The 15739-nt window shown below is 41.5% G+C and carries 17 protein-coding genes; 1 reads left to right on the top strand and 16 read right to left on the bottom strand.

The features are described 5' to 3' along the window. Positions 1-20: 20 nt before the first annotated feature. From BLP87_RS08390 to BLP87_RS08405, 4 genes are all read right to left on the bottom strand, one after another. Positions 21-527 carry an SEC-C metal-binding domain-containing protein gene (locus BLP87_RS08390; RefSeq protein ID WP_026514689.1) on the bottom strand — a complete coding sequence of 169 codons (507 nt, stop codon included), beginning with the start codon at positions 525-527 and terminating at the stop codon, positions 21-23. A gap of 146 nt (positions 528-673) precedes the next feature. Further along, the gene (locus tag BLP87_RS08395) at positions 674-1501 is read right to left on the bottom strand and encodes a sulfite exporter TauE/SafE family protein (protein ID WP_330390027.1); all 828 of its coding nucleotides are present in this window, start codon (positions 1499-1501) and stop codon (positions 674-676) included. Next, complete coding sequence (locus BLP87_RS08400; RefSeq protein ID WP_074462299.1) at positions 1479-2705, bottom strand: LL-diaminopimelate aminotransferase; 1227 nt, start codon at positions 2703-2705, stop codon at positions 1479-1481. Before BLP87_RS08400 ends, BLP87_RS08395 begins: the two co-directional genes overlap by 23 nt. A 102-nt stretch (positions 2706-2807) precedes the next feature. Beyond that, positions 2808-3629 carry a hypothetical protein gene (locus BLP87_RS08405; protein ID WP_026656850.1) on the bottom strand — a complete coding sequence of 274 codons (822 nt, stop codon included), beginning with the start codon at positions 3627-3629 and terminating at the stop codon, positions 2808-2810. 766 nt (positions 3630-4395) lie between these two features. On the opposite strand from BLP87_RS08405, the gene dapF reads away from it, so the two are divergent. Continuing rightward, entirely contained in the window at positions 4396-5310 is a 915-nt protein-coding gene (gene dapF / locus BLP87_RS08410) for a diaminopimelate epimerase (RefSeq protein WP_074462300.1), read from the top strand. A gap of 311 nt (positions 5311-5621) precedes the next feature. Here the strand turns inward: dapF and BLP87_RS08415 are convergent, their stop codons facing one another. The 12 genes from BLP87_RS08415 to BLP87_RS08470 all read right to left on the bottom strand — a co-directional run bounded on the left by BLP87_RS08415 (position 5622) and on the right by BLP87_RS08470 (position 15693). Further along, positions 5622-7334: an LIC_10190 family membrane protein gene (locus tag BLP87_RS08415; protein ID WP_074462301.1), complete on the bottom strand. Its 1713-nt coding sequence runs from the start codon at positions 7332-7334 to the stop codon at positions 5622-5624. A gap of 113 nt (positions 7335-7447) precedes the next feature. Continuing rightward, on the bottom strand, positions 7448-8383 hold the full coding sequence (locus BLP87_RS08420) for a class I SAM-dependent DNA methyltransferase (RefSeq protein WP_074462302.1): 936 nt from the start codon (positions 8381-8383) through the stop codon (positions 7448-7450). 27 nt (positions 8384-8410) lie between these two features. After that, a complete protein-coding gene (locus BLP87_RS08425; RefSeq protein WP_176756622.1) occupies positions 8411-8881 on the bottom strand; it encodes a COG2426 family protein in 471 nt (156 codons plus the stop codon). 46 nt (positions 8882-8927) lie between these two features. After that, positions 8928-9983, bottom strand: a complete 1056-nt coding sequence (gene hisC / locus BLP87_RS08430; protein WP_143002117.1) for a histidinol-phosphate transaminase — start codon at positions 9981-9983, stop codon at positions 8928-8930. Positions 9984-10112: 129 nt separating this feature from the next. Then, entirely contained in the window at positions 10113-10379 is a 267-nt protein-coding gene (locus tag BLP87_RS08435) for a type II toxin-antitoxin system RelE family toxin (protein ID WP_074462304.1), read from the bottom strand. Continuing rightward, a complete protein-coding gene (gene relB, locus BLP87_RS08440) occupies positions 10376-10597 on the bottom strand; it encodes a type II toxin-antitoxin system RelB family antitoxin (protein ID WP_074462305.1) in 222 nt (73 codons plus the stop codon). Before relB ends, BLP87_RS08435 begins: the two co-directional genes overlap by 4 nt. Before the next feature lie 190 nt (positions 10598-10787). Next, the gene (locus BLP87_RS08445) at positions 10788-11699 is read right to left on the bottom strand and encodes a hypothetical protein (RefSeq protein WP_143002115.1); all 912 of its coding nucleotides are present in this window, start codon (positions 11697-11699) and stop codon (positions 10788-10790) included. A gap of 52 nt (positions 11700-11751) precedes the next feature. Beyond that, positions 11752-12552, bottom strand: coding sequence for a class B sortase (locus BLP87_RS08450; protein WP_176756623.1), 801 nt, complete (start codon positions 12550-12552; stop codon positions 11752-11754). Further along, on the bottom strand, positions 12539-13600 hold the full coding sequence (locus BLP87_RS08455) for an LCP family protein (RefSeq protein WP_074462308.1): 1062 nt from the start codon (positions 13598-13600) through the stop codon (positions 12539-12541). The genes BLP87_RS08450 and BLP87_RS08455 overlap by 14 nt, the downstream gene beginning before the upstream one ends. Before the next feature lie 9 nt (positions 13601-13609). Further along, a complete protein-coding gene (locus tag BLP87_RS08460; protein WP_074462309.1) occupies positions 13610-14071 on the bottom strand; it encodes a DUF5011/hyalin repeat domain-containing protein in 462 nt (153 codons plus the stop codon). Between the two features lie 54 nt (positions 14072-14125). Continuing rightward, complete coding sequence (locus BLP87_RS08465) at positions 14126-14959, bottom strand: polysaccharide biosynthesis tyrosine autokinase (RefSeq protein WP_074462310.1); 834 nt, start codon at positions 14957-14959, stop codon at positions 14126-14128. Between the two features lie 20 nt (positions 14960-14979). After that, complete coding sequence (locus BLP87_RS08470) at positions 14980-15693, bottom strand: YveK family protein (protein WP_074462311.1); 714 nt, start codon at positions 15691-15693, stop codon at positions 14980-14982. Positions 15694-15739: the final 46 nt, after the last annotated feature.

A 15739-nucleotide genomic window follows, 5' to 3' on the forward strand; every position in this document is an offset into this window, starting at 1 on the left:
AAACCTCGCTAGGTGATTACTTATGCGTTCTTTCCGCAGCACTTCTTATACTTCTTGCCGCTTCCGCACGGGCAGGGATCGTTGGGATAGATCTTCTCTTCTTTTCTGATTGTGTGAGAAGCCTTCTCTTCTTTGTAGAGGGCTTTTCTCTTGTCCTCGTCAAAGATCTCTTCCCATTCAGGAAGGTTGTAGAGCCAGTCTGCGCCGGCGTTTACCATGTTTTTGTAAAGGAGTTCTTTTTCGAAGCCAAGGTTAACCTCAGTATCCTCTTCCATCTCTTCGATAGGATTCTGCTCCTTAAGACTGTCGTTGATTCCGTCGAGGAAACCAACCATAGTCATTATGTCAACTTTGTATTTCTCTGCAAGCTCTTTAACTGTTCCCTTAACAACTTCATCGGGATTCTTTAAAAGCTGCGCATAGATGTCGCGCTCTTTCTGGAAGTACTCTGTCCATAATTTCTGGAGGGTACCCTTGTCTGTAGTCTCTGAATAAGCCATATCATGCCATTTTTTCAATAATGCCATATCCGTTACTCCTGTTTTCTAAATAATTATCTCATTTATTGAGCTCGGTACTACCGACCTCTTTTTACGATATACGCAGATTTTATTCTATCGTATTATCATATAGGTGTCAAAAGCCACGAATATAGTATACGTTTCTTCAAATATTATCCAATACACATCTCAAACATCAGCTTAATAAAGAAAATCGAAAGTACCGCTATCATGACCGGCTTAACGATCCTGGAGCTGTTTTTTTCAAAGCATGTAGCTCCAATGTAATTACCTGCAATGTTGAAAAGACCTGCGACTGCGCCAAGCGGAAGAAGTACCTGCCCGTTTATCAGAAATACCACAAGTGCCGCGATGTTGGTGGACAGATTTATCACTTTGGTAAGTCCGTTGGCTGTTGTAAGCTTCATTCCCGCAAAACAGGTCAAAAGAAGTATCAAAAACACACCGGTTCCGGGGCCGTAGAAGCCGTCGTATGCACCGATGAAAAAAGCCACAAAAGCACTTATAAATAAGGCCGCTTTGTCGGAACGGACCGTATTTGTTTCCAGATTTCCTTTGCGTGTAATAACATAGATTCCCGTGAGCGGGATGATTATCATAAGGATTGTCTTAAGAATATTGTCGGGAACAAGAAGTGAAGCCTTTACTCCAAGCGCAGATCCGGCGAGTGCGCACGGAACGCATACTATTCCTATCTTCCACGGAATAAAACCTCTTCGCGCATATTTTGCCGTAGTTACCGATGTTCCCATAAATGAACTCATTTTGTTTGTAGCTATACAGTTATGTACGGGAATTCCCGTAATCATATAAGCGGGAAGCGACACAAGTCCGCCGCCTCCCGCTACCGCATCTATAAAGCCCGCAATGAAGATAAGCGGGCAGATTATCAAATACTTAGTAAGCATTTCCAAAAATAATGCCTTTCTGTTTACACAGTTCTTTTTCCTGATAAGATCAGAGCTTCTTAATTCTCTCAAGCGCTTCCACACTGTTCTCATAGCTTCCGAAAGCCGTAAGTCTGAAGTAGTGCTCTCCGCTTGGCCCAAATCCCGATCCGGGTGTTCCTACTACGTTTGCCTTCTCAAGAAGGTGATCGAAGAATTCCCAGCTTGTCATGTTGTCAGGAGTGCGAAGCCATACGTAAGGTGAGTTAACACCACCTGAAACGTCGTATCCTGCGTCTTTAAGACCGTTAAGAATATAGTTCGCATTCTTCATGTAGCGTGCAACCATATCTTTTATCTGAGCCTTACCTGCATCTGTGTAGCAAGCCTCTCCCGCCCTCTGAACGATGTAAGGAGCTCCGTTGTACTTTGTTCCGTGTCTTCTTGCCCAGAGGCTGTGCATCTGAACTTTTTTGCCCTCAAAATCAACTGTAAGATCATGAGGAATAATTGTTGCTCCAAGACGAAGTCCCGTGAATCCTGCATTCTTGGAGAATGATCTGAGCTCTATAGCGCAAGTTCTTGCACCCTCGCACTCATAGATTGAATGAGGAACGTTATCCTCTGAAATATATGCTTCATAAGCTGCATCAAAGATGATAACGGCGCCGACTTTATTTGCATAGTCAACCCAAACCTGAAGCTGATCCTTGGTAATAGCACTACCTGTAGGATTGTTGGGGAAGCACAGATAGATAAGATCGGGTGTCTCCTTGGGAAGCTCAGGTGCAAAGCCATTCTCAGCCGTACAAGGCATGTAGATGACATTGCTCCAGATTCCCGTACTCTCGTCGTAATCGCCTGTTCTTCCTGCCATTACGTTGGAATCAACATATACGGGATATACGGGATCGCAAACAGCAATCTTGGCATCCTGTGAAAAGATTTCCTGAATATTTCCGGAATCACTCTTGGCACCGTCAGAAATAAAGATTTCATCGTCGGCAATGTCGCATCCTCTGCTTCTGAAATCGTTCTCAGCCATTGCATGGCGAAGGAAATCATAACCAAGATCGGGAGCATAGCCTCTGAATGTCTCAGCTACGGCCTGCTCGTCAACAGCCTTGTGAAGCGCCTCGATTACTGCGGGGCAAAGAGGCTGTGTAACATCTCCGATTCCGAGTCTAATTATTTTATTATCCGGATTAGCCTGCTGATAAGCATTAACCTTCTTTGCGATAGTGCTGAAAAGGTAGCTTCCGGGAAGTTTCAAATAGTCACTGTTAGGTTTAAACATCGATTCGTCCTCACTTTCATGCGAATATAGAAAAAGTTTACTACTTTTTTGTATAATTGTATACATTTTCTTTTCGGAATGAAATCAGCTATTTACAATTCGCTATAGAAGATACTGCTCTATCATATTCTTTATTACATAAGAGCTAATAGCATACTGCGAAGTTTCAAATGTCATGATCATGTTTTTCCCCTGATAAAACCCACTCTGTTCATAAGCATTTATCTTCGCAATATTCTTATTGGCATAGGCAATGTTATCCATCATTCCGAAATGTTCCCATATAAACTCTTTTCTGGTTCGTATATTAAGACACATAAAATCCGGGCGAACCGTTCCAATCCCCTTTAGTGTTATCGGATATTCATAGCGATATGGAACTTTGAATTGTTCAAGCATGTTAGCGATGATTATTTCCGACTTGGACCTAAGTCTTACTCCACCATTTGAACAATATACCGACATATCCCCTTCAAAGCCCATAGGTTTATATATCTCCCCTCTCCAGGCTTCTATATATTCCTTGTCGGTAACAAATACCGGAGTTATAAGTTCCTTTCTACCGGGCATCATTAAAGCAAATAAATCTTTAATAGATTTTGTATTTATGAAGTCCTCATAATGCTTAATTACTTCCAACTCTTCTTTTGCCAAGTCCAAAACCTTTCTGTCATATCCCTTCTGCGCCAGCTCACGCGCAGTCCGTTGCCTTTTCTTTGGAATGTAAATACCATTCGTATCTTTTGGATCAGTCCTTCGGTAATACTGCCATCCATTCGGCCTTTTAAGCACTCTGAGAGTCCCTTCCGGCGCTGATTTCAATGCCTTTTCCTTTTCGCTTATCAGGTATTTCAACATTTCTTTTCTTTTTTTAAGCAATTCCAACAGCTGCTCCTGCTGATCTATCTCTTCTATCCTTTTCATATTTCCTCCGATTTTGAGACTTCTTTGCCCTATTACGCCCTATTCAAGCGCACAAAACATATAATTCAAAATTGATTTGCCATTGTTATATGCTTTTCACCTCTGTTCCCACATTCAATAGGCATATAAAAAGTCTAAGCATGAAAAAAGTTATATGCTATCCTCCCTTACTCCCACCTCAGAAAAGCATATAAGGACCGCAATTCCTATACATTTTATTGCTCTTCACTTTATTTTTTTACCAAGTAGCATATAAGTCTGTTGCGTATTCAAACTTTATATGCTTTATACATCACTAAGCTTCTGAGAATGCGAGCAGATAATTTTCTCATTATGTAACCGCCAATGAGATTACCACTGTTCAGCTTTTATAAAAGCGTTTAAACTCATTAGCTTGGCAACGCAAAGACATCTTAAACAATTTGTTCATTATAGGTTATAATTGTGGGAATATATAGCTGCTTAAGAACAAGCAACATTCCTGATATCATATTAGATTATTCAAAAAGACAAATAACAGAGAAAATGTACTATAAAAATCCAAAAAAGTAAAGCTCTTTCTTACGCTGATACACTACTCAGTCTTACATTGATACACTGCTCTTGATAAACAATCTTCACACAAAAGCACACTAATCAACGTTTACAAAATAAAAAGCACCAATTCCATACTTTTTGAACTTATAATACAATGTAGATAGCACTATAGTAAGCGCCAATACATTTGCGGTTTACTTTATAATACACAGAATGCGAGGTACCCAATATGAAATTTACCAAGATGCACGGCTGCGGCAACGATTATGTATATGTAGACGGAGGAAAAGAAAACGTTCCTTCCGAGAAAAAATCTAAGGTGGCACAAATGGTTTCAGACCGCCACTTCGGAATCGGCTCTGACGGTATTATCTTTATAAATCCAGTTGCAGATGATGACATTGATTTTGAAATGGAAATGTACAACGCCGACGGCTCCCGCTCCGAGATGTGCGGAAACGGCATCAGATGCGTTGCAAAATATGTCTATGACAAGAAACTCACAGATAAGACCACCCTTACAATAGTAAGTGCAGGTAAAAAGAAATACATCGACCTTAAGATCGGATCCGACGGACTTGTAGAGACTGTCAAAGTTGATATGGGTGCTCCGATCCTTGATGCTACAAGCGTTCCCGTTTCAGTATCTGACGATTTTCTTACTAATGATAATAAAAAATATGAAGCTCTTTCACCAAAATACGGAAGACTCGCTGTAGATGTTCCCATCGAAGTTGCAGAAAAGACATGGCACATGACATGCGTATCAATGGGTAACCCCCACTGCGTTGTATTCCTTCCGGAAAACGAAGACCTTGCAAACTTCGATATTGAAGCCGTAGGTCCTTTATTTGAAAATCACTCAGTGTTCCCTAACCGCACAAACACTGAGTTCGTAAAGATAGATGACAAGAACAACGTACACATGAGAGTCTGGGAACGCGGAACAGGCGAGACACTTGCCTGTGGAACAGGATGCTGCGCTACCACTGTTGCATGCATACTTAACGGTCTTACAGACACGGAAGTTACCGTACACGTTCTCGGCGGCGACATCAAGTGCTCCTGGGATAAAAAGCCCGAATCGCCCGTGATCATGGAAGGCCCCGCAACTACTGTATTTGAAGGTGAGATTGAGATATAACGCGACTTTGAGTTTTAATTTATTTTTGAGTTTTAATTTATTTTTGAGATTTAATGCGACTTTGAGATATAATTCGACTTTAAGTTTTAATTGAAACTGTAGTTTACATAAACCCAAAGAATATTCTGCTTCAGACAAAAAATGACTAAACCACCATCTTTTAATGAGTTTAGTCATTTTTTTCACCATGTTAAAGTCACAGCTATTTTCATCAAGTGACTAAATAGCGCTCTTTTGTCTGTTTTAGTCACTCTACGACTGTATTGTTCTATTTCAGCCCTTTCGCTTTAACTCAAGGCTGTGCCGCCGCGTCACTTTGCTTTAAATCCCTCTTTCAAAGTTGTACCTATCGGCTCACTTCGATTCATCATGTCGCCGTAGCATGAACTCGGGCAATTATAATAACTGTTTACTTCATCGTCTTCATGAACGGTGTTGTAAACGATTATTCCGTTCATATCAATTCTTTCCGTCTCAGAATCAGGAAACGGAATCGGCGTTACATAATAGCCGTCTTTCACATGTTCAGAAAAACGATTCTTATCAACCTTAAGATAATGAGCCGTCCAGTTTCCGAAACATACAACTGCGATAGCTACCATTGCAAATCTAAGGAACGCTTTCCCCTTAAATATATTCTCTGCAAGATCCATTGCCGCACAAATCGGAAGAAGCATCAGAAATGCCAGTCCGTACCTGATAAAAGGCGCGGTAAAAAACCACATGGCAATGTTGATAAACACGGCGATATAGAACATTGCTACATCCGCGCGGATCTTTTTTCTAACTTTCCTGATGATAAGATTAAGAAGCACCGCCCCCGCTCCCGCCACCTGAAACGCGAGAAGAAGTTTCTCATAAAACCTTTTCTTTTCCCACCAAATTGGAAGCCACTCGGATATACCGACTGTTATGCCTTCCTCTACACTTGTGATATCTTGAAGCTCTCTGCCCCAAACCTTGATCTGATTGGCATCAAACTTCATATATTCTGCAGGAACCTTCCATACAACATTAAACAAATCTATCGCTTCCGCAGGGTACAAGAGCCATCCGGAGATTATCACATTCCTTACAAGATACGGAAGGAAGGACAAAAAACCTATCACGATAAAAGAAATCGTCTCTTTTGTCATCTTCTTTTTTACCAGAAGAATAAAAGGAAGAACTGCAAGCACAACAAGCGCTGCCGCGGAAAGCTTCATGCTGACCGTAAATATAGAAAGAACCGCAAGATACCCGTAGACAGGAATATCCTCCGAATCATCTTTTTTCTCAACTGCCTGCGTAATCCAGGCACACATGATGTAAAGAACCATGTACATCGCACCGTAGTCCGTTGCAGGAGACTGCAGATATTCAAGAACCGTGATGCCATAGATGATTATCGCAAGTCTCGCCATATCAGCCGTATGGCTAGCGCGAGATGTCCACTTCATAAGGCCGCAAGCGGCATAACAGGTGAAAAGAGCCATTATAAAGCCTGTCATCGTATGAAGTGCAAACGGCAATATAAAGCTCATCGTAAACAGCGCACAAAGCGCAAGATACGAGCTGTTATATGCAAAATGCAACTGGAAATTACCGATACCCTTTATGACACCATACTCTTCAATTATCCTGATTGCCTGAGCATGATAGATGCCCGTATCCCTGTGGAAAACGCCTCTCGACGCATAAAAAGCGGATATAAGCACGATTATAAGACAAACAACGCCCTCTTTTGACCTGAATCTCTTTTTTACATTTATAAGAAGCGCGCTTACTTCCTTGCGACACTTATAAGCTCCGATCGCAAGAATCGTGAGCATCAAGGCATGACATACCGCTCCTACCTTGTAGAAGATACTGAAACACTCGGCATATACGGTTAGCGTCACAATGCCGGTGGTAACGATGCCTGTAATACCGATTCTCTCTTCGTTCGGAACGGGAATAAATCTTGAAAGAACTTTTCTTATCGTCACTCCCGCAATAAGGCAGATTAAAAATATATAAATATAGCTGAGTAATACTACAACCATATATTAATCCTCTCTGTTATGCATTTATCGCATTTATCTTTGCATATCAATACTTCCATAAATCTCTTTAATGCGGGAACAGGCTCACTACTTTTACCAAAATTTTTATGCACTTACATCGCATCTTTGCCGTTTTCACCCGCAACAATATAAATCCTCTCACTCTCCTCTGTCGGAGCCTCGTGGGTGTCCGCATCGTAACAGGCGATAAACTTAAGTCCCGCTTTTTCAACAAAAGACTTCATCTCATCGAGCGTATATCCTCTCTGATAATGAGTCTCAACAGAGCGCTTGAACACATCTCCCTCGCCGCACTTTGCAAATATCGTAAGGTCATATTCATTGATATGCTCTTCGCCATGATAATAATTATCCCAGATAAAGCTGCAATCCTCGCGGTTCTCCGCTATCGTCACATCACCGATGACATCTCTGTATTTGTGAAGCGTATTGAAATCAAATATGAACACTCCTTTGGGGAAAAGAAAATTATTCACAAGCTTAAAAGTCTCGATAACGTCCTCATCCTCAAGAAGATAATTTACGCTGTCACAAACGCTTAGAACCGTTCCGCATGTACAATAAAGGTCAAGTTCTCTCATATCCTGCTCAAGATACATGACATTAAGTCCTTCGGCCGCAGTCTTTTTTCTCGCAATATCCAGCATATCGGATGACATATCTATTCCGATTATATCATAGCCGCGCTTTGCCATATTCAGGGTAAAAGAACCTGTTCCGCAGCCAAGTTCAACGATAAGATTTTTCTCTTCTTCAAGCGCCTGCTCGGTATCTTCCTCAGTTGTATATTCACATGTAACGCATTCATTTTCATTCTGCACCTTGTCATTTGCAGACTGTTCAGGAATATCATTGTCATCTGTATTATTAGCTTCATCATTTGAACATGTCGGACATCCTGCATTCTTCACAGGCTTAGTGACTCCGTATTTATTCAAAAGCTCCACTACAAAATCACCCCATACGTCGTATGGGGTTTCATCCATGAATGTGTCATATACATTTGCAAAATCTGTGTATGCTTCCATGTTTAATCCTTTGTCTCAACTAAATGTTCAGAACAAACTTACTATAAGTAATACTGCCTTCGTTCCAAGTCCCATTATAATACCCGCAAAAACCACACCACAGACAACTGCTTTAACGCTCTTCTTAAAATCCATATCGAGGATTGAAGCAGCAAGCGTGCCTGTCCAAGCACCTGTTCCCGGAAGCGGAATTCCTACAAATAAGAAAAGTGCCCAATACAAGCTATTTCCGGCTTTCTCTTTTAATTTTTCTCCGCCCTTATGTCCCTTCTCAAGACAAAAAGTAAAGAATCCACCGATTATCGGCTTATCTTTTCCCCATTCAAGAACTTTTCTTGCAAAGAAGAAAATAAAAGGCATCGGAAGCATATTACCGATAATTGCGATAATATAGCTTGGAAGTACCGGAAGTCCAATTTTGATAGCGTAAGGCACTGCTACTCTAAGTTCTACCAAAGGGACCATTGATATCAGAAAAACAATTAAATAATTCAACATAATAAACTAATAACACTCCTTATCAAATCAATCTACAAAATACATCTCATCCCAGAAACTCTTTAAGCTTTGCAATAAGAATATCCATCTCCTCATCCGTTCCGATTGATATTCTGAGGTGCTCCTTGATCCTGGGCGCATCCCATCTTCTTACGATTATGTTGTTTGCCCTGAGGTAATCAAAGATTTCTTTTCCTGACTTCTCTTTGTGCTTTGCAAAGACGAAGTTGGTCTTGGAATCTGCAAACTCAAAGCCAAGCCCACGAAGCTCTTTCTTAACGCGCTCTCTCGTGTTGACGATCATACTCACAGTTTTCTCAAAGTAAGCTCTGTCCTTTATTGCAAGAGAACCAAGCTCAAGTGCAGGCATATTCATTGTATATGAGTTGTACGCAAATTTCACGTCAAGAAGGTATTTGATAAGCTTCTTGCATCCAAATGCATAGCCTATTCTCATTCCTGCCATTGAACGCGACTTTGAGAAAGTCTGAACAACCAAAAGGTTATCGTACTTGTCTATCAAAGGCAGAACCGACTGTCCGCCGAAATCAGCATAGGCTTCATCAACGATAACAACTACGTCGGGATTTCTTTTTATCACTTCCTCAACTGCATCAATCGGAAGCTGTGCGCCCGTCGGTGCGTTGGGATTAGCAAGAACAACACCGCCGTTCTCGCCAAAGTAATCTTCAATCCTTACAGAGAAATCATCAAGTAACGGGATCTGCTTGTAAGGGATCCTGAAAAGCTCTGCCCAGACATCATAGAACGAATATGTTATATCCGGGAAAAGAACCGGCTTATCCGAATTAAAGAATGTCATGAAAGCCATTGCAAGCACATCATCGGAACCAACTCCGACAAAGACATTCTCTTTATCAACCTCGTAAAAATCAGCTATAGCTTCCACAAGAACATCGCAGGTAGGATCGGGATATTTCTTAAAACTTTCCGCATCCATATTCTTAAGCGCTTCCACAACCGCAGGTGCCGGCGGGTAAGGATTCTCATTTGTATTAAGCTTGATTATATTCTTAACTTTGGGCTGTTCACCCGGTGTGTACGGAACAACCTTGCGTACATTTTCTTCCCAACTCATAATATTCTCCTCATCTTGCCATGCGCATTTATATATATGCACAGCAACGCTATTATAACAGAACAACGAGTTGCATAGCAACTCGTTGCAAATTGAACGTATTCCCCATCGGAACGTTTAATTATATTCCTGTTAATCATATATATCTCTGCGATGTCCGACATTCAAAACCAAAACAATAACTTTATCATCTTCTATTTCCGTAATTATTCTATAGTCCCCTACACGATAACGCCATTGTCCACTTCTGTTTGCGGTTAATCCTTTCCCATGAACTCTGGGATTATCACATCCTTCTATATTTTTTCTGATCCAACCAAGAATGAGCGAAGCACTTGATTTATCCATCTTTTTCAGCTGTTTCAAGGCATTTTTTGTAAATTCAACATGATACATCAATCAAGTCCCAACTCTCTTTCCACTTCATCCAAAGTGAAAGTTTTATCGTCCTCTTTATATAACTTCATAGCCTTCTCATAACACTGAAGATCATATTCATCTTCAATCTTTTCCATAACAGACTGACGAAAAAGTTCTGATATGCTGATATTATGTAATGCAGCATAACTCTTTATCAACATTGTATCTTCCTGACTTAGTCTTAAAGAAATTGCCATAACAACCACCTCTCTTTGTAATACATTGTAATACGCGCAAATAATAAAGTCAATTCATATTGAATGAAATTGCAGAAATTCGCAGCCAGTGCGGATTTTTCGAGTGAAATGCTTTTTATTATTAAAAAGCGCCTATGCAGTTTTCTTTGCATAAGCGCCCTTAAATCTTTTATTCTTTTTCAAAATCTTATCAATGTGTTGCTGTGGCAACCGCTGCAACTCTCACAAATGCAAGAGGTCCGTGCTGTGTAAGATTTACGGTTACATGATTATCCGTTACGGATGAAACAAGTACCTGTACCCAGTTTTTGCCCTGGAGCTGATATACAGCGATAGTGTCGTTCGCATATACGCCGGTAACAGTGAAGTTTACTGTCGCAGTTTTAAATGAAACTCCGGGTGAGCTTGTTGTTACGCAGTGAAGAAGTGTACCGCCGACACTGTTTGCATACTGACTTGCAGAACTTAAAACACCTGAAGTCGGAGCAGCGAGTGTAAATGTCACATTGCTCTTTCCTCCGTTAATCTGAACGTGTCCGCCCTGAGCAATATATCCGCCGTATCCGTCACCTATCGCATTGTTTCTGCTAAGCTGCGCAGCTCTTGAAGGAGTTTCGTTCTTACCGTGCTTTGTTGCATTTCTATACTTTTCCTGATATTTATCTCTTACTTTTACAGCGTCATCAAGACTCTTCTTTGTATTTTCAAGCTGCTTTGTAAGATTGTTTTTCTGATTGATAAGATCGTTCTTCTGATTATTAAGTGTGCTGTTTGCAGCTGAAAGAGATGCATTATTTCTTTCCTGGGCAGCCTTAAAAGCCTCAAACTGATCCTGAAGAGATCTAAGCTGCTGCTCCTGCATATCTTTCTGCGCACTGAGAGCTCCTACCTGACGATTCAGATCGGCAATATCTCCATTTGCTTTTTCATACTTTTCCTGCCAATATTCTGCCGTAGTCGGGCTGTATGTTGCCTCGCTGCCTCCGTTTGAACCTGCATCCGTATTCTCTTCAGCAACACCAATACCCTCTGCAGCAAATACACATACGGAACTTGTCACCATAAGTGTACCCGCAACTGCAAGTGCCAGAATCTTTCTCATAATTTTTGCCTCCGTTCCTTTATTAAACATTACTGTTTTATATACTATTACATCATTGATCTTCATTTCCGTAATCAATCTCACGGTCTATCTTTCCTGCCGCATCACCTACAAGGCATCCCACAACAACCGTCTGCTTGCCCGGCTCCGTAACACTGTCGGTGGTAAGCGTAATAAGAAAATGTTCGGGAGAAAGCCCGCTTTCACAACCTTCTCTGATAATCCCATTCATGCCGGCTTTACTGTAAAGCTCATCAATAAACTCAGAACATCCCGAAGCATACGAGAAATCATATTGCTCAAGAAGCCTTGTATTATCGCGCGTGTAGGCCGCAATTATGTAATATGTAAGTGAATTATCCTGCATATATACATATGCATATTCATGCTCATCAAAAAATTTTTTATCCAAAAAATTATTGATTCCCGCAAACCTGGTCCCGTCCGCAGGCGACGCTCCGTGAATAACCTCATTAAAATCACACATGTTATTCAGATTTGCCGCCTCGATATATATGGCACCGTTTGCATCGGGCTCTTTGAACTCGTTGTGATCCGTATAAAACATATCGTCACCCTCAGCATTTTGAAGGATCGGATAGTTGATCTCCGTTTTGGGAATATACAGCCACGCAAAAGCATCCTCATTGAGCTCTTTTACACTGTCGAATCCCGACTCCTGCTCTGTAGGAAGCGCACTCGTTTCAAATCCCGTATTTCCAACAGAATTCGACGCCTCTTTGGAGCATCCCGTAAGTCCGAGTACAATAAACAGTAAAAAGAATCCTTTTACGGCTTTCTTCTCCATATCAATATATCGTCTCATTCTGTACATTACATTAGTTCTTATCATTAATTTTTTCATAAAAAACATTTACAATAGCCTCATACAGACTATTTTCATCCGCATAAAACTCTTCGTACTTGCCGTTTTTCTCAGTTTTCCCATCTATGGTCACGATATTGTCAATATCGAACTTGTATGATACAAGAAACGGAGCAAGATAAGAGATCTCGTCGGCGGAAATATTGGTGACCATCTTATTTCCTATCGCGGTAAAGAGTTCAACCGCCGCGTTATTATTCTCCCTGCACATAGTCCTTGCAGAATTAATAAAAGAATTTATGTACTGGCGCTGTCTCTCAAGTCTTGAGCCGTTTGAATTCGGGATGTAAATATCCCTGCTCTTTACATAGTGAAATGCCGTTTTCCCCTCAAGATGAACCCTTGCACCTTTCTCAAGCTTTTTATCAAACTTGGTAAGGTCCTCTAAAACAACAACATCCACGCCACCGACCTGATCGTTTATCACAGGAATCGCACTCATATTTATCGCGGCATACCCATGAATCGGAAGCTGGTGAAAAAGATTCGACACTGCCTTCACCTGATATTCACAAGACTCTTCCATGCCGTTGCCGAAGCCATGTTGCAAAGCAATCTGTGCCTTTGCTGTTGTCTGATATCTTCCGTACTCGTCGTAAACATCGACATCTGTCATTGTATTTCTGTTGATTCCGATAATGCTGATCGTCTGATTATGCGGGTTAAGTGCAAGCAGGAACAATGCATCCGCTTGGCCTCCATCGGTTCCTTCCGCAACCTTGGTAACGATCTCATCATCCTTGTCGATACCCATTATTAAAAAAGTGATTATATCTTCATTGTAATCATAAACAGCGCCGTTATATCTGATCCAGTCATCCTGCCACTTGGAATCGCCTGTCGTATTGCCCTCATAGAGAGCAGACTTTGCCATAACAGGTGCTGTTGTTGCCGATTTTGAATCAAGATTTGCTCTTCCAAAACCTCTCATTATCTCAAAGCCCAGCAACGCCCCCGAAATAAGCGTCATCAGCACTGCCCATATAATGAGAAAAATCTTTCCTTTTCCCCTCATCCCTGACTCCTAGTTACCGTTTGTTTCTTCTTCGCTGTCGGCTGAAGATGCCGCAGCCACGCTCTCCCCGTTTTCAAAAGAAATATTGGGGTGCATACCGTCCTCTATCTTTTCAGAGGAATCACCGTTAAATTCTATATCCGCAATGTTTGCCGGAAAAACTCTCGACTGTTTTGTTACATTTCCGCTGTGATCGGCAACCGCGTAATATACTACCGCCGTTTCCGCGTCTTTGTTAAGAACGACTTTCTCAACAACTATTCTGTCTGTAATATCTCCGTCCTTTGCATCATACGCATTGATCCCAACAATTAAGTCTTTGTCATTTGTCGCGGAATCATAAACAAGATCAAGTGCCGAAAACCTGAACTCAGGAGCCATTTTATCGCTCCTTCCGTATGCCAAGACTATAAGAGCGATCATCACTCCGCTCAATATGGTAAAAAATATACCGAGTATATTTCCTCTCACTTCATCCTCCGAATGTGTCACATGCAGCCTTTAAGCCGCCTATAGTAGTAATTCTTATCTGTCTTTTCTGGTAACTCCCGCCAGGTAATTCAGCTCATCCAAATCGTCATCGTCAGGTTCTGCCACAGTCTCCTGCGCCTTAGGGCGGGTAACCTGCATTGCTTCGCCTTCGCCATACTTGCCATAGTACTTACCGTAATACTTACCATAGTATTTGCCGTAATAATGGCCATAATGACCGTAGTAACCTTTGCCATTAATATCAACCTTGTTAAGTACCACTCCGAGCATCTTTGCTCCGGCCTTATCAAGCTGGTCTTTTACCCTCTGTGCAAATCTGTAGCTGATCGAATTGCTCTCGATTACCATTACCGTTCCATCGCACTGCTTGGCAACAACGGCCGCATCGATAACGCTTCCGAGAGGAGGCGTATCAACGATTATGTAATCAAAAACCTGTTTCATATTTTCAAGTGCTTTGGCAAAAATCCTGCCTCCGAGAAGCTCACTTGGGTTGGGAGGAACAGGGCCGCTGAATATCACGTAGAGATTAGGTGTATCCGTCTCACAAATAACACTTGATAGGCGTTCTCTTCCTACAAGACAGTGCGTAAGACCGAGCCTTACAGAACCCGTTCTGTATCTACCCACAAGAACAGACTTACGCATATCGGCATCGACAAGAATTGTCTTCTTGCCCGCCTCGGCGAACGCTCTTGCAAGTGCCATAGCAACTGTTGTTTTTCCCTCTCCCGGAGTACAGCTTGTAACAGAGATAACTCTGACATTCTGTCCGCTGAACTCTACGTTACTTCGAAGTGTCTTATATGCTTCTTTTACCTGATAATTATTTTCTGCCTGACTGAAATGAAGTTTTGCGGTCTGCATAAAATCTCCATTCTATTTTTTTATTTTTTTGATTTCTTTTTTCCCTGTTCATCTGAAGAAAGAGGGATAAGTCCGATAGTGCTGAGTCCAAGATATCTCTCAACATCGTCGTTACTCTTAATGGTGTCATCCATAAGGAAGCCCAGTACCACGAAAAACGCCACGATAACCGTTCCCGCAAATCCCGAAACTATCGTCCATCTGAAGACGCTCGGGCTCGCTTTTTTAGTAGGAACATTGGCCGTCTCCGCAACATTGATGGCATCTATATCCATAACATTTGTAATGTGTTCACTTGAAACTTCTCTGATACAGTTTGCAATCTCCATTGCCATAAGCGGATCTTCGTCCTTAGCCGTAATGGCAACGATTCTGGTATCGGAAGGTGTATCAACCTTGACAACCTTGGCAAGATCCTCATAAGTTATGTCTACAAGATTAAGCCTCTGTATGGCTTCTTCCAGAACATATCTGCTCTTTATAAGCTCCGCATAGTCCGAAGTAAGCTGCGTAGATATCTGAACATCGGAATATGTCACCGTCTGATTTTCCTCTTTATTAAGTATGTAAATCTTGGTCGTTGATTCAAAAACCGGGTGAACGACGAACTTACTCACAAACAGACCTGTCAGAGCAAAAAACAGCCCCGCACTGATTATGAGAAATGCCCTTCCCAAAAGAATCGAAAAAAGCTCCCCAAGATTAATTTCAACGATGTCGTCTCTTTTATCCATCAATTACTCCAACAAACTTTTTTTCATATTAAAGGAACCGTCAATT

It is taken from the genome of Butyrivibrio hungatei (genome assembly GCF_900101605.1).
GTDB classification, from domain to species: Bacteria; Bacillota; Clostridia; order Lachnospirales; family Lachnospiraceae; genus Butyrivibrio; species Butyrivibrio hungatei_B.